21 protein-coding genes are annotated in these 25,301 nt (G+C 71.5%); 15 read left to right on the forward strand and 6 right to left on the reverse strand.

What is annotated here, in order from left to right:
* Positions 1–111: 111 nt before the first annotated feature.
* Positions 112–792, reverse strand: coding sequence for a TetR/AcrR family transcriptional regulator (locus ACIRB1_RS01630; protein WP_403464170.1), 681 nt, complete (start codon positions 790–792; stop codon positions 112–114).
* 103 nt (positions 793–895) lie between these two features.
* Between ACIRB1_RS01630 and ACIRB1_RS01635 the strand changes: the two genes are divergently transcribed.
* Positions 896–1,459, forward strand: a complete 564-nt coding sequence (locus tag ACIRB1_RS01635) for an NADPH-dependent FMN reductase (protein WP_329551484.1) — start codon at positions 896–898, stop codon at positions 1,457–1,459.
* A 72-nt stretch (positions 1,460–1,531) separates the two neighbouring features.
* Here ACIRB1_RS01635 and ACIRB1_RS01640 read toward each other — a convergent pair whose 3' ends face one another.
* A complete protein-coding gene (locus tag ACIRB1_RS01640) occupies positions 1,532–2,413 on the reverse strand; it encodes an LLM class F420-dependent oxidoreductase (protein WP_352181325.1) in 882 nt (293 codons plus the stop codon).
* 92 nt (positions 2,414–2,505) lie between these two features.
* The gene (locus ACIRB1_RS01645; protein WP_352181324.1) at positions 2,506–3,477 is read right to left on the reverse strand and encodes a TerC family protein; all 972 of its coding nucleotides are present in this window, start codon (positions 3,475–3,477) and stop codon (positions 2,506–2,508) included.
* A 243-nt stretch (positions 3,478–3,720) separates the two neighbouring features.
* Between ACIRB1_RS01645 and ACIRB1_RS01650 the strand changes: the two genes are divergently transcribed.
* From ACIRB1_RS01650 to ACIRB1_RS01660, 3 genes are all read left to right on the forward strand, one after another.
* Positions 3,721–4,704, forward strand: coding sequence for an alpha/beta hydrolase (locus ACIRB1_RS01650; RefSeq protein WP_403464171.1), 984 nt, complete (start codon positions 3,721–3,723; stop codon positions 4,702–4,704).
* A 275-nt stretch (positions 4,705–4,979) separates the two neighbouring features.
* Positions 4,980–6,071, forward strand: coding sequence for a helix-turn-helix domain-containing protein (locus ACIRB1_RS01655; protein WP_403464172.1), 1,092 nt, complete (start codon positions 4,980–4,982; stop codon positions 6,069–6,071).
* Positions 6,072–6,274: 203 nt separating this feature from the next.
* Entirely contained in the window at positions 6,275–7,615 is a 1,341-nt protein-coding gene (locus ACIRB1_RS01660) for a jacalin-like lectin (protein ID WP_403464173.1), read from the forward strand.
* A gap of 90 nt (positions 7,616–7,705) precedes the next feature.
* Here ACIRB1_RS01660 and ACIRB1_RS01665 read toward each other — a convergent pair whose 3' ends face one another.
* The gene (locus ACIRB1_RS01665) at positions 7,706–8,701 is read right to left on the reverse strand and encodes an Lrp/AsnC family transcriptional regulator (protein ID WP_403464174.1); all 996 of its coding nucleotides are present in this window, start codon (positions 8,699–8,701) and stop codon (positions 7,706–7,708) included.
* 148 nt (positions 8,702–8,849) lie between these two features.
* On the opposite strand from ACIRB1_RS01665, the gene ACIRB1_RS01670 reads away from it, so the two are divergent.
* From ACIRB1_RS01670 to ACIRB1_RS01680, 3 genes are all read left to right on the forward strand, one after another.
* Positions 8,850–10,475 (forward strand): MFS transporter, encoded by a 1,626-nt coding sequence (locus ACIRB1_RS01670; protein ID WP_403464175.1) that lies wholly within the window; start codon positions 8,850–8,852, stop codon positions 10,473–10,475.
* A gap of 1,022 nt (positions 10,476–11,497) precedes the next feature.
* A complete protein-coding gene (locus tag ACIRB1_RS01675) occupies positions 11,498–12,799 on the forward strand; it encodes an MFS transporter (RefSeq protein ID WP_403464176.1) in 1,302 nt (433 codons plus the stop codon).
* Between the two features lie 52 nt (positions 12,800–12,851).
* Positions 12,852–14,228 carry a Fic family protein gene (locus tag ACIRB1_RS01680; RefSeq protein ID WP_403464177.1) on the forward strand — a complete coding sequence of 459 codons (1,377 nt, stop codon included), beginning with the start codon at positions 12,852–12,854 and terminating at the stop codon, positions 14,226–14,228.
* Positions 14,229–14,263: 35 nt separating this feature from the next.
* Here ACIRB1_RS01680 and ACIRB1_RS01685 read toward each other — a convergent pair whose 3' ends face one another.
* Positions 14,264–15,652: a glycoside hydrolase family 43 protein gene (locus ACIRB1_RS01685; protein WP_403464178.1), complete on the reverse strand. Its 1,389-nt coding sequence runs from the start codon at positions 15,650–15,652 to the stop codon at positions 14,264–14,266.
* A gap of 241 nt (positions 15,653–15,893) precedes the next feature.
* On the opposite strand from ACIRB1_RS01685, the gene ACIRB1_RS01690 reads away from it, so the two are divergent.
* From ACIRB1_RS01690 to ACIRB1_RS01705, 4 genes are all read left to right on the forward strand, one after another.
* Complete coding sequence (locus tag ACIRB1_RS01690; protein ID WP_403464179.1) at positions 15,894–17,339, forward strand: amidase; 1,446 nt, start codon at positions 15,894–15,896, stop codon at positions 17,337–17,339.
* A gap of 2 nt (positions 17,340–17,341) precedes the next feature.
* Positions 17,342–17,560, forward strand: a complete 219-nt coding sequence (locus tag ACIRB1_RS01695; protein ID WP_352181315.1) for a hypothetical protein — start codon at positions 17,342–17,344, stop codon at positions 17,558–17,560.
* A gap of 143 nt (positions 17,561–17,703) precedes the next feature.
* Positions 17,704–19,200: a flotillin family protein gene (locus ACIRB1_RS01700; RefSeq protein ID WP_403464181.1), complete on the forward strand. Its 1,497-nt coding sequence runs from the start codon at positions 17,704–17,706 to the stop codon at positions 19,198–19,200.
* A gap of 99 nt (positions 19,201–19,299) precedes the next feature.
* On the forward strand, positions 19,300–19,746 hold the full coding sequence (locus ACIRB1_RS01705) for a type II toxin-antitoxin system PemK/MazF family toxin (protein ID WP_352181313.1): 447 nt from the start codon (positions 19,300–19,302) through the stop codon (positions 19,744–19,746).
* Positions 19,747–19,764: 18 nt separating this feature from the next.
* Here ACIRB1_RS01705 and ACIRB1_RS01710 read toward each other — a convergent pair whose 3' ends face one another.
* Entirely contained in the window at positions 19,765–20,589 is an 825-nt protein-coding gene (locus ACIRB1_RS01710; protein ID WP_403464182.1) for a TIGR02452 family protein, read from the reverse strand.
* A gap of 280 nt (positions 20,590–20,869) precedes the next feature.
* Here ACIRB1_RS01710 and egtA point away from each other — a divergent pair, with 280 nt between their 5' ends.
* The 4 genes from egtA to egtD are packed head-to-tail and all read left to right on the forward strand — an operon-like array spanning position 20,870 to position 25,273.
* On the forward strand, positions 20,870–22,180 hold the full coding sequence (gene egtA, locus ACIRB1_RS01715; protein ID WP_403464183.1) for an ergothioneine biosynthesis glutamate--cysteine ligase EgtA: 1,311 nt from the start codon (positions 20,870–20,872) through the stop codon (positions 22,178–22,180).
* Positions 22,177–23,541 (forward strand): ergothioneine biosynthesis protein EgtB, encoded by a 1,365-nt coding sequence (gene egtB / locus ACIRB1_RS01720; protein ID WP_403464185.1) that lies wholly within the window; start codon positions 22,177–22,179, stop codon positions 23,539–23,541. The genes egtA and egtB overlap by 4 nt, the downstream gene beginning before the upstream one ends.
* Positions 23,541–24,314, forward strand: coding sequence for an ergothioneine biosynthesis protein EgtC (gene egtC / locus ACIRB1_RS01725; RefSeq protein WP_403464187.1), 774 nt, complete (start codon positions 23,541–23,543; stop codon positions 24,312–24,314). Before egtB ends, egtC begins: the two co-directional genes overlap by 1 nt.
* Positions 24,311–25,273: an L-histidine N(alpha)-methyltransferase gene (gene egtD / locus ACIRB1_RS01730; protein WP_403464188.1), complete on the forward strand. Its 963-nt coding sequence runs from the start codon at positions 24,311–24,313 to the stop codon at positions 25,271–25,273. Before egtC ends, egtD begins: the two co-directional genes overlap by 4 nt.
* Positions 25,274–25,301 lie beyond the last annotated feature (28 nt).

Below are 25,301 nucleotides of genomic sequence, written 5' to 3' on the forward strand. Positions count from 1 at the left end.
AGCCCAACCAGCCGCATAAGCCGCATAAGCCCAGCCTGCTCAACGAGCCCAGCCAACTCAATCAGCCCACCCAGCCGGACGGTTGAGCCCGGCCCAGCCCAACCGACCTCCTCAGCCAGCCGCCTGAGTCCCCGTCACCCGGTCCACCAGGTCGATCCAGCCGACCTCCAGCCGCTCCATAGGCATCCCGCACTGCCGTGTCAGATGGTTGATCAGGGCAGGGTCCAGATACGCCATGAGCGTGTGGGACAGCAGCTCGCAGTCGGCGTCCGGGACGATCTGCCGGAGGAGCACCGTGACGTGTGTGCCCAGTGCGCGGAGCGCGGAGTGGGCGAACCGGCGGGTGGGTTCCGGCTGGGCGGCCAGTTGCAGGTCCAGCTGCTCGGCATGGCGGTACAGCACGGCAACCCCGAACGCCCGCAGCCGCTCGACCGGCGGCGCTCCGGGGCCCAGCGGGGGCGGGCCGCCGAGGAAGTCGGCCTGGAGGGTCTGCGCGGAGTGGTCGAGCAGCGCCATGAGCAGACCGGTGCGGTCGCCGAAGCGGCGGAACACCGTGCCCTTGCCGACCTCGGCGGCGGCGGCCACGGCCTCCATGGTCACGCCGGCCACCCCGTGCTCGGCGATCAGCCGGGCCGCCGCCTCCAGCAGCTTGGCGCGGTTGCGGGCCGCGTCGGCGCGCAGGCAGGGCTCGTCGGCGAAGGAGCGGACCTCCAGCAACTGGGGCTCGCTTATGGACTCCTCGGGCTTCGGGAAGGGCGGCAGGGCGCTGGACATGAAGACAGCGTAAAGCACTGGGAACAAAACTGGACCGCGGTCCGCTTAGCCTGATACAAATCTAAACGGACCTCGGTCCGGATCGTAACGGCAGTATTTCAGCCCCCCTCTTGGAGTCCCCATGTCTGTTCGTATCCTCGCGCTCGTCGGCAGCCTGCGCGCCGGCTCGCACAACCGCCAGCTCGCCGAGGCCGCGGTGAAGTTCGCGCCCGAGGGCGCCGACATCGAGATCTTCGAGGGTCTCGCCGACATCCCGTTCTACAACGAGGACATCGACGTCGAGGGCAACGTTCCGGCCGCCGCCGCCAAGCTGCGCGAGGCCGCGGGTGCCGCCGACGCGTTCCTCTTCTTCTCCCCCGAGTACAACGGCACCATCCCGGCCGTCCTGAAGAACGCCATCGACTGGCTGTCCCGCCCCTACGGCGCCAGCGGCTTCGGCGGCAAGCCGGTCGTCGTGGTCGGCACCGCGTACGGCCAGTTCGGCGGCGTGTGGGCGCAGGACGAGGCCCGCAAGGCTGTCGGCATCGCCGGCGGCAAGGTGATCGAGGAGATCAAGCTCTCGATCCCCGGTTCCGTGACCCGCTTCGCCGAGACCCACCCGTCCGAGGACGCCGAGGTCGTCGCCCAGCTGACCGAGGTCCTCGCCCAGCTCAAGGGCCACGCGGGCGAGGCCGTCGCCGCCTGATCCGCGCACCCCACCGCACGTCGAAGGGGCCGGAGTCCACCTGGACTCCGGCCCCTTTCCCGTCGGTCGGCGTCAGTCCAGTTCGGCCAGCCGCGGCACCGCGGGCGCCACGAACCGCTCGATCCACTCGGCCGGTTCGCCCGTGCGCGGGCCCAGGATCACCGTGTCGACGCCGAGCTTCGTGAAGCCGTCGATCTCCCGCAGGAACGCGTCCAGGTCACCCGTGGTCACCGACTCGCCCGTGTGGACGATCGTCTTGCGGATACGGTCGTAGTCGCGCCCCAGGCTGTCGCAGTGCCCGCGCAGCACGCCGAGCTTGTGGCGCAGCTCGTCCGGCGTGGACACGATCAGGTTGCAGGCGTCGGCGTACTGGGCGACCAGCCGCAGGGTCTTCTTCTCCCCGCCGCCGCCGATCATGATCTCGGGGTGCGGGCTGCTGACCGGCGCGGGCACGCAGAGGGTCTCGGCAAGGCGGTAGTGCTTGCCCTCGAAGGGGCCGTTCGCCTCCGGGTCCCACATCTGCAAACAGATCTGAAGGGTCTCCTCCAGCCGCTCGAAACGCTCCGCGAGCGGCGGGTAGTGCACGCCGAGTCCATGGTGCTCACGGTCGTACCAGGCCGCCCCGATGCCGAGCGTGGCCCGGCCGCCGGACAGCACGTCGAGCGTGGTGGCGATCTTCGCGAGGAGCCCCGGATTGCGGTACGTCACACCGGTCACCAGCGCGCCGAGGCGGACCGTGGAGGTGTTCCCGGCCAGGAAGCCGAGCGTCGTGTAGGCCTCCAGCATGGCGTCCTCGGCGCCGCCGTTGAACTCCATCTGGAAGTAGTGGTCCATCACCGAGAGCCAGCTGACGCCCGCCGCCTCCGCCGCGACCGCCGACGCGGCCAGCTCGGGCCCGATCGACGTCGGCCCTCCGGGATGGTTGAACCGGTTGATGTGTACGCCGACCCGCATGCCCGACTCCCTTTCACGTCCGCCGCGCGGTCCTCCCGGACCTTCACCGTCCCTCGTGACGGTAGGCCTTCGAGCGCTCTCGAAGTCAACCTCTACGGCTGTGACGTGACGGCGGGTTCCGTCTCCTGGTCCCTCGTGGCGCGCAGGCTGGTGAACGTCGTCACCGCGAGGACGAGCACGATGAAGCCGAGCGAGAAGGGGATCGAGATCTCCGGGACGTGCACGCCGGACTCGTGCAGGGCGTGCAGCACCAGCTTGACGCCGATGAAGCCCAGGATGATCGACAGGCCGTAGCTGAGGTGCACGAGTTTCTTGAGCAGGCCGCCGATGAGGAAGTACAGCTGGCGCAGGCCCATCAGGGCGAAGGCGTTGGCCGTGAAGACGATGTACGGGTCCTGGGTGAGGCCGTAGATCGCGGGGATGGAGTCGAGCGCGAAGAGCACGTCGGTGGAGCCGATGGCGAGCATCACGACCAGCATCGGGGTCATCACGCGCTTGCCGTTCTCCGTGATGAACAGCTTGGTGCCGTGGTAGCGGTCGGCGACACCGAAGCGGCGTTCGGCGATCTTGAGGAGCTTGTTCTCCTCGTACTCCTCGTTCTCGTGGCCCTTGCGGGCGTCCTGGACGAGCTTCCAGGCGGTCCAGATCAGGAACGCGCCGAAGAGGTAGAAGACCCAGGAGAAGGTGGAGATGATCGCGGCACCGGCCGCGATGAACCCGGCGCGCAGCACGAGGGCGACGAGCACGCCGACCATCAGCACCCGCTGCTGGTACTGCGAGGGCACCGCGAACTTGCCCATGATCAGGACGAAGACGAAGAGGTTGTCCACGCTCAGCGACTTCTCGGTGATGTACCCGGCGAAGAACTCCCCGGTGGGTCCGCTGCCGCCGTAGAGGAGCAGTCCCAGGCCGAACAGGCAGGCCAGGACGACCCAGACGACGGTCCAGATGCCGGCCTCCTTGACGGACACGTCGTGGGGGGTGCGGCCGATGAGGAAGTCGACGCCGACGAGGGCGCACAGGGCGGCGATCGTCAGCAGCCAGACGGTCAGGGAGATGTTCACGGGTGGTGCTCCTGATGCGGAAATGGCGTGTGGGGCGCCACGTGGTGTGGTCCGTGGGGGTCGGGACATCGTGGTGGGGCGTGGAGCATCCCTTCCACGCCCCGACGGTGAACATCAGGTCACATCACGACAAGGCACCCGCCGGACGGCGGGGAGGTTCCGCCGTCCGGCGGTGGGCGGACCGGGGGCGGGCGAGCGGACCATGGCTCTACGAGCCGCCGCGTCCAGCGTCAGGAGAAGCCCATGACTTCCGTCCCGCCCCCGCCCCCGTTCGACCCGGAACTCGCCGCGGCACTGGAACTGATCAAGGAGTTCATCTCGCCCGGGATGTCGCTGGAGGACATCGACGAGATCCGTCGCGGCCCGGCGATCACCCAGTCGCTGGAGCTGGACCTGACCCTGGACGGCGCCTTCGCCATCGAGGACCGGGAGGTGCCGGGCCCGGTCGGCGAACCGGCCGTCACCCTGCTGATCTGCCGCCCGACCGCGCCCTCCACGGCGGGCGCGCTGCCGGTCATCTACCACGTGCACGGCGGCGGGATGGTCCTCGGCGACCGGCGGGTCGGGGTGACCGGGGCGCTGGAGTACGCGCGGGAGCTGGACGCGGTGGTGGTGTCGGTGGAGTACCGGCTCGCGCCCGAGCACCCGCATCCGGCACCGATCGAGGACGTGTACGCCGGTCTGCTCTGGACGGCGGAGCACGCCAAGGAGATCGGCGGCGACCCCGAGCGGATCGTCGTCATGGGCGCGAGCGCGGGCGGCGGCCTGTCGGCGGCGCTGGCCCTGCTGACCCGGGACAGGGGCGGCCCGCGCCCGATCGGCCAGCTCCTCCTGTGCCCGATGCTCGACGACCGCAACGACACCCCCTCCACCTACCAGATGGCCGGCGTCGGCGTCTGGGACCGCACGGCCAACGAGACCGGCTGGACCGCCCTCCTCGGCGACCGCCGCGGCGGCCCCGACGTCTCCCCGTACGCGGCCCCGGCCCGGGCGGAGGACCTCACGAACCTCCCGCCGGCCTTCCTCGACGTCGGCTCGGCGGAAACCTTCCGTGACGAGGTCGTCGCCTACGCGTCCCGCCTCTGGCAAGCGGGCGGAGTGGCCGAACTCCACGTCTGGCCGGGCGGTTTCCACGGCTTCGACGGCTTCGCCCCGCAGGCGGCGGTCTCCCAGGCGGCGAAGGCGGCCCACGTGAGCTGGCTGCGGAGGCTGCTCGCCACGGCGTGAGAGGGGCGAGGCGGTGGGCTCGCTTCCGTGGGGCGCGGACGACGGCTCAGGTGGCACGTGCGGTGCCCGAGTGGGGGCGGCGGCCTGCGGGACGAGGCGCCAGGGAGATCGGCCCGCGGCGGCGTGCCCGCCGTAAGGCCTACGGCTGTGATCGCACCCCCGCGCCCCGCGCCGGCCGCACGCCGTGGAAGCTCGTCGCTCGCGCGGGCCGATTCGTTCGCGTTACCCCTGGCCCGTCCCTCCTCTCCGCCCCTTCCATGGCGCACCATGGACCTATGAAAGAGCTGGCCGGGCGCCTGACCGCGCTGGATCCGGACGCCGGTGCCGCCGTGCGGGTCATCGGGTACTTCGATCGGCTCGCCGAGTCGCGGGCCGGTCTTGAGGCGCTGGTGCGCGGGGCGGCGGTGCTCGCCGGGTGTGCCGCGCGGCTGGTGGACGCCGGGCGGCGGGTCCGGGTACGGGTCGAGGCGGACGGTACGCGCCGGGACAGCGCGGAACCCCCGGATCCCGCCTGGCCGTCCGCCACGCTGACGCCGGGCGGGGCTTCCGCGCTCTGGCTGGAGCGTACGGCGGGGTCGGCACCCAGTGTCGTCGACGCGATGATCCTTGAGCGGGCCGCCGGTGCCATGCGCGTGGTGCTGGACCGCACCCGGGGCCGGGTTCCGGCCGACGACCCGGAGTTGACCGAGACCCTGCTCGACGCCACCGCTCCCGAGGCGGCCCGGCTGCACGCGGCCCGCCGGCTCGGCCTCGACCCCGCCGACCCGGCGACCAGGGCGAGGGTCGTCGCCCCGCTCGACGGACCGCCCCGGGTGGTCGCCGCGCCCCGGGAGCCGACGGGTACGTCCGGGCCACGGCTCGTTCCGGACGCCGATCCGCAAGCGCTCTCCGTCGGCTCCGGCACCCAACCCCCGCACACGGACGCCGAGTTGCCCGCGGGCCGCCTGGGCATCGGCCCCGCCGTCCCCGTCCTGGACCTGCCCCACTCCTGGTCCGCCGCCCGTACCGCCCTGCGCTTCACCTCCGACGGCACCGCGCAGGACCCCGGCCAGCGCATCGTGCACGCCGACGAACTCGGCGGCATCGCCCTCCTCGCCGAACTGGTGGCACCGGGGGCCGAACCGCCGTCGGACGTCCAGGACCTGGAAGCCGCGGCGGCCAACGCCCCCTGGTTGCTGGCCACTCTGAACGCCGTCGCCACCACGTCCAGCCTCCGTGCGGCGGCCACCGGGATCAACGTCCACCACTCCACACTCCAGGACCGCCTGACCCACGCGGAGTCCTTGCTCGGCTGGCCGGTACGCACACCTCAGGGCCGACTGCGGCTCCAACTGGCGCTCACGATGCGGCACTTGGCGCGCCCCTAGCGCCCGGTGTCACCCGCCTGTGGGCCGTATCCACCCGCATCCCCAACAACCGGGCACACGGCGGGACTTGGCCATCTCCGCGCCACCCGGAATTCCTGATTCGGTAGGACCGAGGGGGAGTCATAGCAAGCGCTTGTCGCTACATTTTGACATGCTCGCCGCATCAACCTCCCCCTCTGTCACTCCGCAGGAGGCACTTCCCCATGCGCAGACTTCTCGCCTGTCTGGCGGCCGCTGCCGCGGCCCTGGGCGGGCTCACGGTGGCCGCCGCGACGCCGGCCGCCGCCGCCACGTCGGGCAGCTTCAACGTGCTCACCTACAACGTCGCCGGGCTCCCGGAGTCGTTGTCCAGCGCCTCGACGCCGCGCGACACGAGCACCACCGCGATTGGCACGCGCATCGCTCCGTACGACATCGTGAACGTGCAGGAAGACTTCAACTACCACGCCTACCTGTACTCCACCGACACCCACCCCTACCGCACCGCGACCAGCGGCGGGGCCGGCATCGGCAGCGGGCTCAACACCGTCTCCGACTATGCCTGGGACGGCGACGACTTCGAGCGCGTCCACTGGAACTCCTGCCAGATCGACTCGGGCGACTGCCTGACCCCCAAGGGCTTCAGCTTCATGCGCGAGCGGCTGTCGGAGGGTGTGTACGTCGACTTCTACAACCTGCACACCAACGCGGGTACGAACGACGGCGACGAGGCCTCCCGCGCGGACAACCTCAGCCAGCTGACCTCGTTCATCAGCACCCACTCCGCGGGCAACGCCGTCGTGGTGATGGGCGACACCAACACCCGCTACACCCGCTCCGCCGACACCATCGCCGAGTTCGCCGCGAACAACGGCCTCACCGACGCCTGGGTCAAGCTGATCCGCGGCGGCGTCGCACCCGCCAAGGGCAGCGACGCGCTGGTGTGCGACCAGACCGGCGCCACCGTGCCCAACACCTGCGAGGTCGTGGACAAGGTCCTCTACCGCAGCAGCAAACTGGTCACACTCAACGCGACCTCGTACAACAACGAGCACGCCAAGTTCCTGACCTCGGACGGGAAGATGCTCTCCGACCACGACCCGATCACGGTCGGCTTCACCTGGTCGCAGAACGCGGACTTCCAGCTCAGCGACCAGTTCGGCGGCCCGCACGGCGACTACTACCAGGACATCGACAGCGTCCCGGCCGCCGCCCGCGCCACCCAGATCTCGCTGCGCTCCGGCTCCCGCGTCGACCAGGTCGGCATCACCCTCGCGGGCGGCACCACGCTCACCCACGGCGGCACGGGCGGCACCGCGTCCTCGCTGAACCTGGGCAGCGGCGAGTACGTGACGTCGGCGTACCTCTGCGAGGGCAAGTACAGCAACACCACGCGGATCTTCTACGCCAAGTTCACCACCAACCTGGGCAACACCCTGGCCGGTGGCACCACCACCTCGGACTGCGTGACCCGCACCGCCCCGTCCGGCTGGGGGATCGCAGGCTTCCACGGCCGCTCCGGCGACGAGCTCGACAAGGTCGGCTTCATCTACACCAAGCGCTGACAGGCACCTGAACTCGCAGGCACCGTACAGCGGTTGGACGGCCGGACCATCCGTCATCGCGGGTGGTCCGGCTCGGTGCGCTGCGCCCCGCTACGCGAACGCCAGCGGCACCAGTCGCCCCCGCGAGATGAGCGAGGTGGCCTGCTTCAGGCGGTGCACGTGGATGCTCACGCCGTAGCCGTCGATCCCCGGCACGGCGGCGACCTTGGTGGTCAGGTAGCGGTACAGGTGTTCCGTGTCGCGGCAGATGACGACGACCATGATGTTGGAGTCACCGCTGATCGCGGCGGCGAAGGCGACCTCGTCGTGGGCCGCGAGTTCCTCGCCGACGCGTTCCAGGCGGGCCGGGGCGACGCGCAGCCAGAGGGTGGCGTTGAGCGCGAACCCCAGGCGCGCGGAGAGCAGTTCGACGTCGTAGGCGAGCGCTCCCGAACTCTCCAGGGCGTCCAGTCGGCGGGCGACGCGGGCCGTGGACCAGCCGGTGACGTCGGCGAGCTGCGTGTGCGTGGCGCGGCCGTCGTCCGCGAGCGCGTCGAGCAGCGGGGTGTCCTCGTCGGTGAGGCGCACGGGCGGGCCTGTCGGCATGTCGGTGCGGTCGCCTACGAGTTGACTGACCTGACGGGGCGTCAGATGACCGCCGTATCCCGTCCAGTCGCTCACTCCGGACGTGCCGAACGGATGGATCAGCAGGTCGATGCTGACGTCGAGGACCGAGGCGGACTTGGGGAGTTGGCGCAGCAGGACGTCGTCGCGCGGCACATGGACCGGTGCGCTGATCACGCAGATGATCTCCGAACCGCCGGACGCGAGGCCCGCGTAGGCGATGTCGGGTCGGCGGGCGAGCGCGTCGGCGAGCGGGCCGACCCGGTCGGGGCGGCAGCGGATGCGGGCGACCCAGCGGGCCTCGCCGTGGACGGAGGGGTCGATCAGGCCGACCACCCGCATGACCCCGGACCGGCGCAGGGCGTGGAAGCGGCGGGCGGCGGTCTGCTCGGAGACCCCGGCGACCTCGCCGATCACCCGGAACGAGGCGCGTGGCGCGCATTGCAGCGTGCGGAGGATTTTCCCGTCGACTTCGTCCGTCATGAGGGAAGTCTGACAGCACCTTGTCGCCGCATGGAGGTTCTGGGACGCTTCTCGGTCCCGCGTTGGTGATTGTGCATGGCGGAGCCGATCCTGGGGCGCGTGCCTGTTCGAGTTCGAGGGCACCGCGTTTCCAGAAGGAGAGTTCCCCGTGAACGTCACGACCCCGGCGAGCGGGCGGCCCGATCGACGGGCGGCCACCCTCGTGATGGCCTGCCTCGGCGTCTTCGTCGCCTACTTGCCGGTGACCACGGTCGCCGTGAGCCTGCCCGCCATCCAGTCGGCGCTGAGCGCGTCGACCGCCCAACTGTCCTGGGTCCAGGACGCGTTCGTCCTGCCCATGGCCGCGTTCATCCTCACCGCCGGAGTCTTCGGCGATGTGCACGGACGCAAGAAGGTGTTCCAGGCGGGCCTGCTGTTCTCCGCGATCGGTGCCGCCGTGGCACTGTCCGCGCAGTCGGTGCACGTGCTGTGGATCGGCCAGGCCTTCGCCGGTCTCGGCGCGGCGACCCTGCTGCCGACCACGCTGGCGCTGATCAGTCACGCGGTGCCCGACCACCGGGAGCGCGGCAAGTTCATCGGCCTGTGGGCTACCGCCCTCATGGCCGCGCTCGCGATCGGCCCGCTGATCGCCGGCGTCATCCTCGACCACACCTCCTGGCGCTGGATCTATCTCGTCTCCGTGCCGGTCCCGCTGATCGCGCTGGGCGTCGCCGCCCGTCTGCTCCCCGACTCCCGTGCCCCGTACGGCCGCAAGCTCGATTGGCCCGGCCAGCTCACCGCGACCCTCGCGATCACCGCGCTCGTCTACGGCGTGATCGAGGGCGGCGCCGGTTCGTTCACGGACGTCAAGGTCATGGTGGCCCTGTTCACCGCCGTCGTCGGCGGGGTCGCGTTCGTGCTCGCCGAGCGGCGCAGCGACAGCCCGATGCTGGATCTGACGCTGTTCCGCAGCCCTGCGTTCACCGCCACCACCCTGGTCGCGATGATCACCTTCCTGGCGCTGATCGGCTTCTTCTTCCTGCTCAGCCTGTACTTCGGCCTGGTGCAGCAGCTCGACACGCTCCAGGCGGCCTGGCGGCTGCTCATGGTCACCGCGGCGGCGATCGTGGTCGGCCAGCCGGTCGGCCGGCTCATGCACCGGGTCGCCCCGCGCGTCCTGATCACCGGAGGTCTGCTGGTGATCTCCGGCGCGCTGTTCGCGCTGACCGGCGTGGACGGCGGCACCGGATTCGGGTCGATCGCCTGGCGGCTGGCGCTGCTGGGCCTGGGCATCGGCACGGTCCTGACGCCGATGACCGCGACCGCCGTGGCCTCCGTGCCGCATCAGCAGGCGGGCATGGCCGCGGCCGGCAACAACGCGTTCCGCCAGGTCGGCGGCGCGCTCGGCCCGGCCGTCCTCGGCGCCATGCTCTCCACCAAGGCGCTCGACACGCTGCCCGGCCATCTCACCGACGCCGGGGTGACCGGCGCGACCCAGCGCGGCATCGTCTCCACCGCCGACTCGAGCGGTCTCGGCGCCATCGCCCACATGAACCTCGGCGCGGACACCGGCCGGGCCCTGGGCGCGCTGAGCGAGTCCTTCCTGGACGGCATGCGGCTGTGCCTGGTGGTCGCCGGATCACTGACGCTCCTCGCGGCCCTGGTGTGCGTGCTGCTGCTGCGCCGCCCGCGGCAGGACGCCGCTTCCACGTCGACTCCGGTGGCCGGTGGGAACACCGCGGGGTCCGGCACGCCGACGCCGGTCGCAACGGCGGCAGCCGATCCGACGCCGTAGCGCTGAGGCACGAAGTACCCACGGGCGGGGCCCTGTTGTACGTCGACAGGGCCCCGCCCGCTGTCACATCGGCGGCCTCAGCAACTGGTCCGATCACCGGTCCTGCGTGAGGAAATACGTTCCAAACCGCCGGTATGCCAGGCCCGCACCGCGGCCGAACGGTCACTGCCGTTCGTCCACGGCCATCACCTGGGCCGCTCCAAGTGCCGCCCGTCAGCAGATAGCCGCCGTCTCCCCGCACCAGCCGCCCTCCCGCGCCGACGCCGTCCAGGAACCGTCGTAGCGCCCAGACGTAGACCTGGACGTTCCTTCCGGGCCGTCCGGGGCGGGCCGTCCTCCCACAGGGTGTCCACCAGGACGTCGGCGGAGACGAGGGTGTTGGGGCGGCACAACAGGACGGCGAGCAGCATGCGTTGTTTGAGCGGGCCGAGCGGCGGCGCCTCACCCGCGGGACCCGCGACGGCCAATGGCCCCAGTACGGAATATCGAACGTCGCCGGGGCGCGGCCCGGCCGTCCCTTCATTCATCCGTTCCCGCCGTGTCGGACCCACCGGTGAATTCGGCACCCGGTCACGACCACCGTGATCCCCCGGCCCGCGCCTGTCGCGTCCGGTTCCGCTGAACGGAACCGGGACGGCCGGTCGGCGGGGCGGGCCGAGACCCTGGTCACGGGCGTGCCGCGCGCAGCCGGGTCGTTCTCACCTCGGCCGATATCGGGCGCACGGAGGATGTGAGGGGACATGCCGTGAATGCCTCTCTCCGCTCCGTGTGCCCATGTGCGACAAAGTGGCTTTCTTTCGCCTTCTGCCGTCATGGCGTGGGGAGTTGTGGCGCTCCCCGTGCGGAGATGTGGACACGGGATATGCCGTGCCTCATTTGTCTGCGCTATATTTCACGCCTCAACTCCCTTTGCGCTGACGCGTTTTCCGCTCTCCTCTCCCGCCTCCCGTGAATTCTTTTCGCCCCGGGCCGTTACCCCCGTTCCCCCTCCGTGATATGCCTCACTGAAAGCCCCCCACTCCGTGGCCATCACTCTGCACGAGGACCGGCCGCCGGCCGGCCGCCATGCGGCCGCTCCGTCCGGCAGCCTGTTTCGACGGATCTACGCACCCCGCACCAGTGACGCCCTGGCGTTCTCCATGGCGACGTACGCCATGCCGTTGCTGGTCCTGACGATCACCCGCTCGTCGTCGCTGACGGGCTTGGCGTTCGCGCTCGAGTGGACGCCTCGGATCGCCGCGTTCGTGCTGGCCGGCAACGTGGTGGACCGGCGCGGCGCCGCCATCGTGTGTTTCCTCGCCTCGCTGCTGCGGGCCGTGGTGCTGGCGGGGGCGGCCGTGGCGCTGGTGATGCTGCCGCCCGGCACCGAGGAGACGGCGTGCGTGCTGGTGCTGGCCGCGGTCACCGGCACCCTCACGCAGTTCAGCTTCGTCGCGAACGAGGCCGTGGGCGCGATCGTCACCCGGCGGGCGGAGCACCGGCCGCACGGGGTGCAGTCGGTGCTGATCGGCATCGACCAGACCGCCATGCTGGTCGGTCCCCTGCTCGCGGGCTTCCTGCTGCTGGTCGGGCCCGGCTGGATGCTCGGCTGTCTGGCCGGGCTGTCCCTGCTGGCGGCCGTGCTGGGACTCCAGACCCCGCCCACCCCGCTGCGCGCCGGCCGGCCGGTCGGCGAACGCACGCCGGGCAGTCTGCGGACCGGGCTGCGCATGCTGCGCCGGCTGCCCGCCCTGCGCTGGCTGGTGGCGGGCCTCGCCTGCTCCAACCTCGCGCTCGGCCTGCTCCAGTCGGCCAGCCCCGTCATCGTGGTCGAGAACTTCGGCCGCTCCTCGGCGGACGTGGGCACCCTCTGGTCGGTCGCCGCCGCCACCACCCTGCTCGCGATCACCTGCTGCCGGCTCGCCCTGAGCCGCGTCGACCTGTGGGGCGTGGGCGTGGTCTGCGCGACCTTCGCCTCGGCGGCCTGCCTCGCGCTGCCCCAAGCCCCGTCCTACGCCGCCTACATGGTGCTCATCGCGCTGTTCATGGCGGGCGACGGCGGCCTCACCGTCGTGCTGCGGACCCTGCGTTCGCTGGTCATCCCGGCCTCGGCGTTCGGCACCACGCTCTCCCTGACCATGCTGCTCCTGCTGCTGCCCTTCCCGGTGGCCGGCATCCTCGTCGCCGTCACCCCGCCGACCCGTCTGGACACGGTCGTCCTGTGCTGCGCCGCCGTCCAGGCCGTCGCCCTGGCCATCACCTTCGCCCGGCTCCGCCACGAGCCGACGCTGCGCGCGTCGGCCCACGCCATGCTCCCCGACGAGCCGTCGGCGACGCCGAGTTGACCTCGCCGTAATTCAGTTGTCCGCGCGCCTGACGGATGGGCAGGCTTGCGCGGTGCAGAACGAACTGAACCCGGGCTGTCTGGACTGGGACGAGGTCGACCCCGCGCGTCATCCCTTCGACCCCGAGTCGGCCGCGGAGACGGTGCGTTCACTCGGCCCGGCACACCGGATGCCGGCCCGCCCCGACGTCCCCTTCGGCAACCCCTCTCTGCACAGATGGAGTTGGGACCTGGCCAGGCCCTGGACCGACGCCATGTCGTACGCCCTCGCCGAGCACTACGGCGTCTGGGCCACGGGCTGGTGCTGGGCGCACGACGAGGGGGACTACGACGGCGGGCCGGTCGGCAGCTGGTGCTGTGCGCTGCACTCGCTCACCACCCCGGAGGAGACCCTCGACCGGGTCGCCGACGGCCTGTGCGAGTGGCGCGACTGGCTGGAACGGCTCGCGGAGCTGTTCGAGGCGTATCCGCTGGACCTGGCCGACGTGGCGGACCAGCGCATCCTGTGGGAGTGCGCCGCCCGCAACCTCATTCTCCAGGCCTGCGACCGCACCGGTTCCGGCAGCGGCTGGTACGGACACTGCCGTCAGGTCCTCACCTGGTTCCTCAGTCGCTGGCACGTGGACCCCGATGTGGCACAGGAGTTGGTCGACGAGGCGATCGACGGCCGGTTCAAGAGCTGGACCGGCCCAGGCCGGGTCCTGGTCGACGACATCGCGGAACGCCTCGCCCTGTCCCTGCGACCGGACGACGCGGTACGAGCACCCGCCCCCGGCCCCGCGCCGGACCACCTGCGGAGCTGGCTCGCGGTCCGCGCGACCACGCCGTGGGAGGACGCGCCGGACGGCGGCGGCTACGGGCCGGTGACTCCGGCGCGGGACGGCGCGGCGGAGTACATACGCGCCTTCGACCGCACCGTCTCCACCGAGCGCGGCGAGGGCCTGCTCACCGCCCTGGAGCTGGTCCGGGCCGACGCGGCACGCGGCGCCGCCCTCGACTTCGAGCTGCTGCGCGGCTGGCAGCAGCATGTCCTGGGCACACCCGGACCACCGTCGTTCCGCACCCTCCCTGCCTTCGCCAAGAAGGGCAGGGAGCGCTACGGCATCGGCCCCGACACGCGTGAACGCCTCGACGCCTGCCTGGCCGAGAGCACGCTGAACGCCGACCGCCCCCTCCCGCTCACCGCCCGCGCCGCCCGTGTCTTTCTCGACGTGTGCTTCTTCCATCCCTTCGACGACGGAAACGCCCGCGCCGCCTTCCTCGCCCTCGTCTTCGTGCTGGCCCGCGAGAACGTGGCCCTGGACGCGGTCACCCTGCTCCGCCGTATCAGCCACGCGGCCGACAACCCGCAGAGCGGCGTGATCCTGGCCCGGTACGTCGACGTCCACCTCGCGGAGACCCGCCGCCACGCCGCCTCAACCGCCGCCTAGAGAGGGCGAGTTCACCAGCGCAGTCGTGTCGTGTCTCAGGCCCACGCCGTCACGGGCACGAACGAACTGTCCGTCCGGAACAGGTCCGTGCCGTCCGTCGGGTCCACCCGCAGCTGGTAGTCGTAGTGGCGCAGGTAGCGGCCGGGGTAGTTGTACGACTCGAAGCGCAGCGCGCCTGAGGTCGCGCCCGTCCGGGCGTAGAACGTGGCGTCCTGCGCGAAGGTCGCCGTACCGTCGTCGGCGTCGAAGCGGCCCCGGAAGCCGTAGTGGCGCAGGTAGTTGCCCGCCGTGTCCCGGAAGGAGAAGCCGGTCGCGTCGGCGAGGCCGGCGACGACGGTGAACGTGGAGGCCTGCTTCAGGGCGGTGGTGCTGGAGCCGGTCACGACCGGCAGGTTGAGCAGCGCGGACTGCTCCTGCCAGTAGCGGGTCGGGTAGTTGGCGGATTGGAAGGAGCGGGCGGTGCCGGTCGCGAGGCTCGGGCCGCCGGACACCGTCTCCTTGATGACCGTGAAGTGGCGTGCCGTGCCGGAGAGGGTGGTCAGCGCGGTCGGCGCGGACCAGGTGGCGAAGGTGTCGTGGCTGTCGCTGAAGTAGTAGTTCCCGTCGCCGTAGCCGTCGAAGAAGATCCGCCAGCCGCCGTTGTCGAGCTGCACCACCGAGGGGCCCTCGCGGTAGCTGCCCCAGCCGGCCCAGTCGCCGGTCCTCGTGAGCGCGTAGGGGCCGGTGAGGCTGGGGGCGGTGCCGTACTCGATGTATTTCGCCGTCTCGTTCTTGGTGAAGGCGTGGTAGGTCGAGCCGATGCGCACGATGTACGTGTCGATGTGGTTGGAGCCGATGCCCGCGAGGACGACCGGTGAACTCCACGCCGTCAAAGCGGAGTTGGTCGCCTTCAGCCGGTACGGGGTGAAGATCCACTCGTCGTCGGCGGTGGAGCAGGACACGATGACGTTGACACTGCCGTCGGCGTCGACGAACCACTCCGGCGCCCACGCGCGCGACAGGTTGGCGATCGGGACCGTGTAGTCGTAGAGGAACGTCCAGCCGACCAGGTCGGCGCTGCGCGCGAAGCCGATGGTGGTGCTGACGTCCTCCCAGGTGTGGGTGGTGTAAGTCAGGTAGTAGTAGCCGTCGGTGTGCCGGAACACGGACGCGTCGCGGATGCGGTTGCTCGGCGGGGTGTACGCGGAGGCCTGGACGAGGCGGAAGTCGGTGGCGTCGTCGGACTGGTAGACGTTGACGGTGCCGTCGTCGCTGTTGAGGAACGGGACGATGGTGTAGCGGGTGGCGTAGCCGCTCGCCGGTGCGGCGGCCAGGGCGGTGCCGAGCAGTCCGGGGGCCTCGCCCAGGACGAGCGCCGAGGCGGGCAGGACGGCCAGCGCGCGCAGCAGGGTGCGGCGGGACGGCGTGGGGGGACGTGTGGTCACGGGCGGCTCTCCCGGAGACTCGGACGTTCGTCATCTCGAACGCGGTTCGTGAATTCGATCAGAAGGTAGGGGTGGGGCAGGGGCACGTCAATGGTTTGCGCAGTGCCTGGTGATCTCTGTGGGACAGCTGCCCCACAGGTCGAACCACCCGTGCGCCAAGGGAAGTTGCCGCATTCGCGGCACGCCGGGCCGCCGGACGTTACCGTTCGGTAGACCCCACGCGCTCCCGGAGGTGCCCGCCATGACGCCCGACCGCTCCGCAGGCCTGGCCGAGTCCGCCCGCGCCCTGGCCGCCGGCGAGGTGACCGCACGCGCCCTGACCGAACAGGCCCTGGCGCGGATCGAGTCGACTCAGGGCTCCCTCAACGCCTTTCGGATCGTACGGAGGGAGGCGGCCCTCGCCGAGGCCGACGCGGCGGACGAGCAACTCGCCGCGGGAGTACGGAAACCGCTCCTCGGCGTACCGGTCGCCGTCAAGGACGACATGGACGTGGCCGGCGAACCGACCGCGTTCGGCTGCCGGGGCGAGTTCCCGCCGGCGGCCGAGGACGGTGAGGCGGTACGGCGGCTGCGGGCGGCCGGGGCGGTCGTCGTCGGAAAGACCAACACCTGCGAGTTCGGGCAGTGGCCGTTCACCGAGGGACCCGCGTTCGGCGCGACCCGCAATCCCTGGAACTCCCATTACACGCCCGGGGGTTCGTCCGGCGGCTCGGCGGCCGCGGTGGCCGCGGGGCTGGTCCCGGCGGCGCTCGGCTCGGACGGCGCCGGTTCGGTGCGCATCCCCGCCTCCTGGACCCACCTTGTCGGCGTCAAGCCGCAGCGCGGCCGCATCTCGACCTGGCCGCGCGGCGAGTCCTTCCACGGCATCACGGTCAACGGCACCCTCACCCGCACGGTCGCCGACGCGGCCCTGCTCCTGGACGCGGCGAGCGGCAACCACGCCGGGGACCCGTACCGCCCGCCCGCGCTCACCCTGGCGGAGGCGGTGGGCCGCGACCCCGGCCGGCTGCGCATCGCCCTCTCCCTGAAGCCGCCGTTCACCGCACTGCCCGCCCGGCTGCGACCGGACGTACGCGCCCGCGTCCTCGAACTCGCCGACACGCTGGTCCGGTTGGGCCACACGGTGGTGGAGGACGATCCGCCGTACGGCCGGATCGGGCTGGGCTTCCTCCCCCGCGCCACCGCCGGTATCGCCGAGCGGGTCCGCGAGGCACCGCACCCCGCACTCCTCGACCGCCGCACCCTGGAGGCCGCCCGCCTCGGCCGGCTGCTCGGCGGGGCACCCCTGCGGGCGGCCCGGCGCGCGGAGGCCGTCCTGCACGACCGGATCGGCGCGTTCTTCGGGATGTACGACGTGGTCCTCGCCCCGACAACCGCCGCTCCCCCGCCCCTCGTCGGCGCGCTGCACGACCTGAGCGGCCTCGCCACCGACCGTGCGATGGTCACCGCGTGCCCCTACGCCTGGCCGTGGAACGTCCTCGGCTGGCCCGGCGTCAGCATCCCCGCCGGGTTCGTGGCCGACGGACTCCCGGTCGGCGCCCAGCTGTTGGGCCCGTCGAACAGTGAGCCGCTGCTGCTGTCGCTCGCCGCGCAGGTGGAGGCGGAGCTGCGCTGGCACGAGCGGTGGCCGGAGCCCGCCGCGGCGGATTCCCCGGCGGCACAAGCGGGTTCGACCCGTACCCTGTGACCATGCAGGATGCGTCGATGGTCGGGCTGATGGGGCGGGTCACCGGGACGATCGGGCCCGGGCTCGTCGGTGAGGTGATCGTCCGGGTGCGCGGCGGCGCCGAGCACTTCCTCGCGTACGCCGCCACGGGCACGGACCGGATCGAGTCGGGGACGGTGGTGATGGTGGTGGATTACCTGCCGCCGAGGACGGTCTACGTCACCCAGGCATACGACAGTTGAGCCGACTCCCTCGCAGGTGAGAGCCGCCCGGGGGCGCATGCGTCAAGATTGCAACAAGGATCCGTCAGCGTCTGTACCCCGCTCCCGCGCGGGAGCACACTCCCTTCGTTCGGTGCCGAAAGGGCACCATCACAAGGGGGCGAATGCCGATGGTCATCGGCGTCGTAGCGGGGGCGGCGGTTGTCGCCGTGCTCGTACTGATCGGTCTGTTCAAGGCGATGTGGCGGGTCGCCGAGCCCAACGAGGCACTCATCATCTCGGGCTCCAAGCACCGCACCGAAGGCCTTGAGGAAGGCATGGGGTTCCGCATCGTCACGGGGCGCGGCACGCTCGTGATGCCCGGAGTGCAGGCGGTGCGCAAGATCTCGCTGGACCTCAACGAGACCGAACTGCACGTGGATTGCGTGACCACCCAGGGCATTCCGCTCAAGGTGCGGGGCGTGGTCATCTTCAAGGTGGGCGACGACTTCGTGTCGATCGCCAACGCGGGACGGCGCTTCCTCGATCAGCAGAAGATGATGTCGGAGCGGGTCCACAACGTGTTCGCCGGTCATCTCCGTTCCATCGTGGGCGGGTTGACGGTCGAGGACATGATCCGCGACCGGGAGAAGCTGACGGGGCAGACCCGGGCCGCGTGCGGTACGGAGATGGAGAAACTGGGTCTGATCGTGGACTCGCTTCAGATCCACGAGATCGAGGACCCCACGGGGTACATCAAGAACCTCGCGATGCCGCACGCGGCGGCCGTGCAGCGGGACGCGCGGATCGCGCAGGCCGAGGCCAACCGGCTGGCCACCGAGGCCGAACAGAAGGCCGCGGCACGGATGTCGGAGGCCACCCGGGACAGCGAGATCCTCCAGGCCGGCTACCAGGCCGAGCGCGACAAGGCGGCGGCGAAGGCCCGCCAGGCCGGTCCGCTCGCCGACGCGGCCGCCCGGCAGGACGTCGTCGTGCAGGAGACCCGGATCGCCGAACTCGACGCGCTGCGCCGGGAACAGCAGCTCCAGGCGGACGTCCGCAAGCCCGCGGACGCCCAGGCGTACGAGACCCGGGCCCGCGCCGAGGCCGAGCGCGACGCGCGGATCTCGGCGGCTCAGGCCAAGGCGCAGGAGACCGAGTTGGCGGCGGCGGCCGAGGCGAATCGCGTCAAGGCGGCGGCGATCGCCGAGGCCGAGGCGACCAAGGCACGCGGTGCCGCCGCGGCCACGGCGACCAGGGCCACCGGTGAGGCCGAGGCAGCCGCCGCGCAGGCGAAGGGTCTTGCGGCGGCCGAGGCGACCAGGGCCCAGGGTCTCGCCGAGGCGGAGGCCATCAAGGCGCGGGCCGCGGCCCTCGCCGAGAACCAGGAGGCCGTGGTCGCGCAGCAACTCGCCGAGAACTGGCCGGAGATCGTGCGGGCAGGCGCGTCCGCCTTCGGCAGCGTCGACAACATGGTGGTCCTCAACGGGGCCGACGGCATGGCGGACATGCTCGCCAAGGCGCTCACCATGGGCGGCACGGGCCTCGGTCTGGCCCGCCAGCTGCTCGCCTCGATGAACCAGACCGAGCACACCCCGAACGGGCAGCCCCTGAGCGGGACTTCGGGCCTCAACGGGGTCACGGCACCGCCGTCGCAGACGGTGCCGGTGGACAAGGAGTAGAAGGAGCAGAAGGAGTATTAGGAGTAGGACGCAGCACGGGTGATCGTCTGACGGGCGCCCGGCGTCCGGGGTCACGGAGGCACGCTCTAAGGTGCCTCCGTGACCGCCTTTACCGATGAGAACGTTCCGGGCCGCTTCGGCCCCACCGCCACCACCGAGGCCGACCCGCGCGAGGTCGGCAGGGTCCGTACCGAGTACTCCCCCGCGCACGACGGTGACCCGGACCCCGGCGAGATCGTCTGGACCTGGGTGCCGTTCGAGGAGAACGACGGCCGGGGCAAGGACCGCCCGGTGCTCGTCGTGGCCCGTGAGCCCGGCGGGACCCTGCTCGCCGTCCAGCTGTCCAGCAAGCGCCACGACGGCGACCGCGAGTGGGTGGCGATCGGCAGCGGCCCCTGGGACAAGTCCGGGCGTGACTCCTGGGTCGACGTGGACCGCGTCCTGCGTCTGCACGAGGACGGCATGCGCCGCGAGGCCTGCGCGATCGACCAGATGCGCTTCAACCTCGTGCGGCACCGGCTGCACGAGCGCTACGGCTGGACCTGAGCGGCCGAACCCCGCGCGCTAGCTCTGGAACTGACGCTCCGGAAACGTCCGTAGGAACGCGTCCCGGACCGTGGCACCCGGTGTGCGGTCCAGGACGCCGAACACCACCTGCTCGAAGGCCGCGGCGAACCGTCCGCCCGGCCCGAGCAGCGTGTGGAAGGCGCCCGCGACCTGGGCCGGGTCGTTCCGGAACACCCCGCAGCCCCAGGCGCCCAGGACCAGCCGCCGGTAACCGTGCAGGACGGCCGTCTCCAGCACCCGCTCCGCCCGGACGGCGAGCGCCCGCGGCAGCCCGGCCGCGCGCTCCGGTGCCGTGCGCAGCACCACTCCCGCGTTCGGCGCGGCGGCGGTGAGGAATCCGGCCGTGTACGGCTCGTCCAGGAGGCGGCCCTTGTCGTCGCGGAAGACGGGGACGGCCGGTGTGTGGATGACCCGGTCCGTGTAGAACGGATCGCGGTGGGCGCGGTGGTGGTCGTAGAAACCGCGGGCTTCGAGCAGGCAGGTGTACAGCGCGGAGGCGCGGCACAGGGCCTCTTCCTGGGCCTGCGCGCCGTTCAGGAAACCGCCGCCCGGGTTGCGGGCCGAGGCGAAGTTCAGGACGGCGACCGGGCCGGTGAGGCGGCGGGCGGCCTCCAGGCTGCTCTCGCCGGTGACCTCGACGCGTGTCTCCACGGGGGAGAACGGCGGTATCCGGACCGGTTCCGGGCCGTAGAGGCGTGTGCCCGCGCGGGCCGCCTCGGTCTGGGCGGCGATGGACACCTCACGTCCGTCCGCGGTGCGATAGGCCCCGGCCGCGACGATCTGCTCGGTCTGCTGTGCGATGCCGCGCAGGCGCGCGCTCATGGCATAACCCCCGTGTACGCCATGAGCGCGTGCCCCGCGATCTCCCCCGTGATCTCCCCCGTCGTGCTCATACGTTCATCGTGAGCGATGCTGGTCGTGCGGTGCAACGGAGTTTCCGGGCTCCGCGAACGGCCGGCGAACCGGAGATTACCGATTCCGAACGTGGCAATACGCACTCTTGTGCGACCAGCCGCGAGGGTCTTGGGTGGGACGAGTGTGCCGCCCCGGGCCCAACAGAAACCGGGCCGGTGGCATGGTGGAATCTCAGGAGGATCCCGACATGTCCGATACGGCAAGTGACTGTAGCGACTGTACGGAGCCCCGTACCGCGGTCACCGAACCCGAGGTGGAGGCCCTGGTCAGGGGCATCTGCTTCAAGACCGGTCCGCCCCGCACGCTCGGGGTCGAAGTGGAATGGCTCGTCCACGAGCTGCGCATGCCGCAGCTCCCCGTGACACCCGAACGGCTCGAAGCGGCCTACGCCGCCTTGAGGACCGTGCCTCTGAGGTCGGCGCTCACCGTCGAGCCCGGCGGCCAGCTGGAACTCAGCTCGTCGCCCGCCGCCTCCCTGATGGAGTGCATCGGTTCCGTCTCCGAGGACCTGGACGCCGTCCGCGCCGTCCTGCGCCGCGACAACCTGGGGCTGGTCGGTGTCGGCCACGATCCCTGGCATCCCCCGCGCCGGTTCCTGCACGAGCCGCGCTACGACGCCATGGAGCGCTGCCTCGACCGCACCGGCCCCGCGGGCCGGCGCATGATGTGCACCTCGGCGTCCGTGCAGGTGTGTCTGGACGCCGGGTACGAGGAGCCGGGCCCGCTCGGTCTCGGGCGGCGCTGGTGGCTGGCGCATCAGCTGGGCGCGGTCCTGGTGGCCGCGTTCGCCAACTCCCCGCTGGTCGGCCGCAGCCCCACCGGCTGGCGCTCCACCCGGCAGCTCATCTGGATGGAGATCGGTCCCGGCCGCGCGGGCGGTCCGAACCTGGACGAGGCACCGCGCGACGCCTGGACCGACCTGGTCCTGGACTCGCCGGTGATGTGCATACGGCGGGACAGCGGCCCGTGGGACGTCCCGGAGAAGCTGACGTTCCGGGAGTGGATCAGATCGGGCTCGCCGAGACCGCCGACCCGGGAGGATCTGGACTACCACGTCTCGACGCTGTTCCCGCCGGTCAGACCACGCGGCCATCTCGAACTGCGCATGATCGACGCGCAGCCCGGGGACGACGGATGGATCGTGCCGCTGGCCGTGACGACGGCGCTCTTCGACGACCCGGAGGCGGCCGAGACCGCGTACCGGGCCGTGAAGCCGCTGGCCGAACGGACCCAGGGGCTGCCCGCGCCGCACAATCCGCTGTGGATCGACGCGGCCCGCTACGGGCTGTCCGACCCGGAGCTGCACGAGTCCGCGCTCGTCTGCTTCGCCGCGGCGCTGGAGGCCCTGCCCCGGCTGGGCGCCACCGCCGGGGTCATGGACGCCGTCCGCGCGTTCTTCGACCGCTATGTCGTCCGGGGCCGCTGCCCCGCCGACGATCTGCTCGACCGCGTGCGCGGTACGGACAGCCGCCCGCACGGGAAGGACATCCGCACATGACCGACGCCGACATCGCCACCGACACGTCCGCGGGCCCCCCTGCCGACACCTCGGCCGACATCGACATCGAGGCGCTCAGGCAACGGGCGTTGACCACCCTCACCACGGCCCGGGACCGCACCACGCTCCTCACGAGCTGTGTGGACGAGCCCGAACTCACCGCCCAGCACTCGCCGTTGATGTCCCCGCTGGTCTGGGACCTCGCGCACATCGGCAACCAGGAGGAGCTGTGGCTGCTGCGCGCCGTCGGCGGCCGGGACCCGATGCGGCCCGACATCGACGGCCTCTACGACGCGTTCGAGCACCCGCGTTCCGAACGCCCCTCGCTGCCGCTGCTGCCGCCCGAGGAGGCACGGCAGTACGCGGCCGAGGTGCGCGGCCGGGTGACGGACGTACTGGAGAGCCACGCCTTCCGCGGGACGCGGCTCACCGACATGGGCTTCGCCTTCGGGATGGTCGCCCAGCACGAACAGCAGCACGACGAAACGATGCTGATCACCCATCAGCTCCGCAGCGGTCCGCAGGCGTTGACCGCCCCGGACCCGGAGCCGGTCCCGCTGTTCACCGGCCCATCCGAAGTCCTCGTCCCCGGTGGGCCGTTCACGATGGGCACCTCCACCGAGCCCTGGGCGCTGGACAACGAACGGCCCGCGCACCGACGGGAGGTGGCCTCCTTCCACATCGACACGACCCCGGTGACGAACGGCGCGTATCTGGCGTTCATCGAGGACGGCGGGTACGACGACCCGCGCTGGTGGACGAAGGAGGGCTGGGCGCACATCCGCCGCAACTCCGTCACCGCGCCCGGGTTCTGGCGCCGGGAGGCGGGCCAGTGGCTGCGGCGCCGGTTCGGTGTCACGGAGGCCGTACCGCTGGACGAGCCGGTGGTGCACGTCTGCTGGTACGAGGCGGACGCCTACGCCCGCTGGGCCGGACGGCGGCTGCCGACCGAGGCCGAGTGGGAGAAGGCGGCCCGCCACGATCCGACGGCCGACCGCTCGATGCGCTACCCGTGGGGCGACGCCGACCCGGCACCCGAGCACGCCAACCTCGGGCAGCGTCACCTTCGCCCGGCCCCCGCCGGAAGCTACCCGGCGGGTGAGTCACCGCTGGGGGTGAGGCAGTTGATCGGCGACGTGTGGGAGTGGACGTCGAGCGACTTCCTGCCGTACCCGGGGTTCAGGGCGTTCCCGTACAAGGAGTACTCGGAGGTGTTCTTCGGCCCCGAGTACAAGGTGCTGCGGGGCGGTTCGTTCGCCGTGGACGAGGTGGCCTGCCGGGGCACGTTCCGCAACTGGGACTATCCGATCCGGCGGCAGATCTTCTCCGGCTTCCGCACGGCCCGCTCGGGGGCCGTCTGATGTGCCGCCACCTGGCGTATCTGGGTCCCGAGGAGCCGCTCGGCCGGCTCCTCGTGGACCCGGAGCACAGCCTGTTCCGGCAGTCCTGGGAGCCCCGCCGTCAGCGGCACGGGACGGTCAACGCCGATGGTTTCGGGGTGGGTTGGTACGCAGAGGGCGACCCGGTGCCGGGCCGCTACCGGCGGGCCGTGCCCATCTGGGGCGACCAGTCCTTCGCCGACCTGGCCCGCGTGGTCCGCTCGGAGGCGCTGCTGGCCGCCGTCAGGGACGCGACGTTCGCGGGTGCGGACGGGGAGGCCGCGGCGGCGCCGTTCGCCGCGGGCCCCTGGCTGTTCAGCCACAACGGCGCGGTCACCGGCTGGCCGCAGACCCTGGCGGCGCTGGCCCAACGCATGCCGCCGGTCGACCTGTTGTCCATGGAGGCACGCTGCGACTCGGCGTTCGTCTGGGCGCTGGTCCTCAGCCGGCTCCGGGCGGGCGACGAGGTGGGCCAGGCGCTGGCCGACACGGTGACGGAGGTCGCCCACGCGGCCCCCGGCTCCCGCCTCAACCTCCTCCTCACCGACGGCGAGACCATCGCCGCCACCGCCTGGGGCGACAGCCTCTGGTACCTCTCGGAGCCCGGCCGCCGCACGGTGGTGGCCTCCGAGCCCTACGACGACGACCCGCACTGGCAGGAGGCCCCCGACCGCACTCTGCTCACCGCGACCCGCACCGAGGTCCTCCTCACCCCCCTGAAAGACCTCGCACCACCGAAGGAGCCCCGTACGTGAGCCCGTTCCTTCTCACCCGCACCCTGCCCGAGGACGCCACCGACGCGGCACTGCGCGCCGACGTCCTGGAGGGCCTCACCAGCACCCCGAAGACCCTCCCGCCGAAGTGGTTCTACGACGCCCACGGCAGCGAACTCTTCGAGCAGATCACCGAGTTGCCCGAGTACTACCCCACGCGCGCCGAACGGGAGATCCTCGTCGACCGCGCGGCCGAGATCGCCGCGGCGACCGGCGCCCGCACGCTCGTCGAGCTGGGCTCCGGCTCCTCGGACAAGACCCGCCATCTGCTGGACGCGTTCACCGGCCTGGCCGTGTACGTCCCGGTCGACGTCAGCGAGAGCGCGCTCACGCAGGCCGGGCACGCCCTCGTCGAGGAACGCCCGGGCCTGGACGTGCACGCGCTGATCGCCGACTTCACCGGCGACCTCACCCTGCCGGAGACCCCGGGCCCGCGCCTGCTGGTGTTCCTGGGCGGCACGATCGGCAACCTGCTCCCGGCGGAACGCGCCACGTTCTTCGCCGGGCTCCGCTCGCTCCTCTCCCCGGGCGACGCGCTGCTCCTCGGCACCGACCTGGTCAAGGACGAGGATGTCCTGGTCAGGGCGTACGACGACGCGGCCGGGGTGACGGCCGCGTTCAACAAGAACGTCCTGACCGTCGTCGACCGCGAGCTAGGCGCCGACTTCGACGCCGACGCCTTCGACCACGTCGCCCTGTGGGACAGCGAAAACGAGTGGATCGAGATGCGGCTGCGGTCCCGCACGGACCAGACCGTGAAGATCCCCGCGCTCGATCTCGCCGTCGACTTCACGGCCGGCGAGGAACTCCGCACCGAGATCTCCGCGAAGTTCCGCAAGGAGGGCGTACGGTCCGAACTGGCCGCCACCGGGCTGGAGTTGACCCACTGGTGGACCGACCGTGAGGAGCGCTTCGCGCTGTCACTGAGCGTGGTGCGCTGACGTCGGGTGACGGGCCGTCTCGCGCACG

This window comes from Streptomyces sp. NPDC096013 (genome assembly GCF_044763565.1).
Lineage (GTDB): Bacteria > Actinomycetota > Actinomycetes > Streptomycetales > Streptomycetaceae > Streptomyces.

Bases quoted from the DNA above. Each gene is read 5' to 3' on its own strand.
- ACIRB1_RS01635 (WP_329551484.1), top strand. From the start codon at position 896: ATGTCTGTTCGTATCCTCGCGCTCGTCGGCAGCCTGCGCGCCGGCTCG.
- ACIRB1_RS01710 (WP_403464182.1), bottom strand. From the start codon at position 20,589: ATGAGCGCGCGCCTGCGCGGCATCGCACAGCAGACCGAGCAGATCGTC.
- ACIRB1_RS01665 (WP_403464174.1), bottom strand. From the start codon at position 8,701: ATGACGGACGAAGTCGACGGGAAAATCCTCCGCACGCTGCAATGCGCG.
- egtC (WP_403464187.1), top strand. From the start codon at position 23,541: ATGTGCCGCCACCTGGCGTATCTGGGTCCCGAGGAGCCGCTCGGCCGG.
- ACIRB1_RS01655 (WP_403464172.1), top strand. From the start codon at position 4,980: ATGAAAGAGCTGGCCGGGCGCCTGACCGCGCTGGATCCGGACGCCGGT.
- ACIRB1_RS01690 (WP_403464179.1), top strand. From the start codon at position 15,894: ATGACGCCCGACCGCTCCGCAGGCCTGGCCGAGTCCGCCCGCGCCCTG.
- ACIRB1_RS01640 (WP_352181325.1), bottom strand. From the start codon at position 2,413: ATGCGGGTCGGCGTACACATCAACCGGTTCAACCATCCCGGAGGGCCG.
- egtB (WP_403464185.1), top strand. From the start codon at position 22,177: ATGACCGACGCCGACATCGCCACCGACACGTCCGCGGGCCCCCCTGCC.
- egtA (WP_403464183.1), top strand. From the start codon at position 20,870: ATGTCCGATACGGCAAGTGACTGTAGCGACTGTACGGAGCCCCGTACC.
- ACIRB1_RS01695 (WP_352181315.1), top strand. From the start codon at position 17,342: ATGCAGGATGCGTCGATGGTCGGGCTGATGGGGCGGGTCACCGGGACG.
- ACIRB1_RS01660 (WP_403464173.1), top strand. From the start codon at position 6,275: ATGCGCAGACTTCTCGCCTGTCTGGCGGCCGCTGCCGCGGCCCTGGGC.
- ACIRB1_RS01700 (WP_403464181.1), top strand. From the start codon at position 17,704: ATGCCGATGGTCATCGGCGTCGTAGCGGGGGCGGCGGTTGTCGCCGTG.
- ACIRB1_RS01650 (WP_403464171.1), top strand. From the start codon at position 3,721: ATGACTTCCGTCCCGCCCCCGCCCCCGTTCGACCCGGAACTCGCCGCG.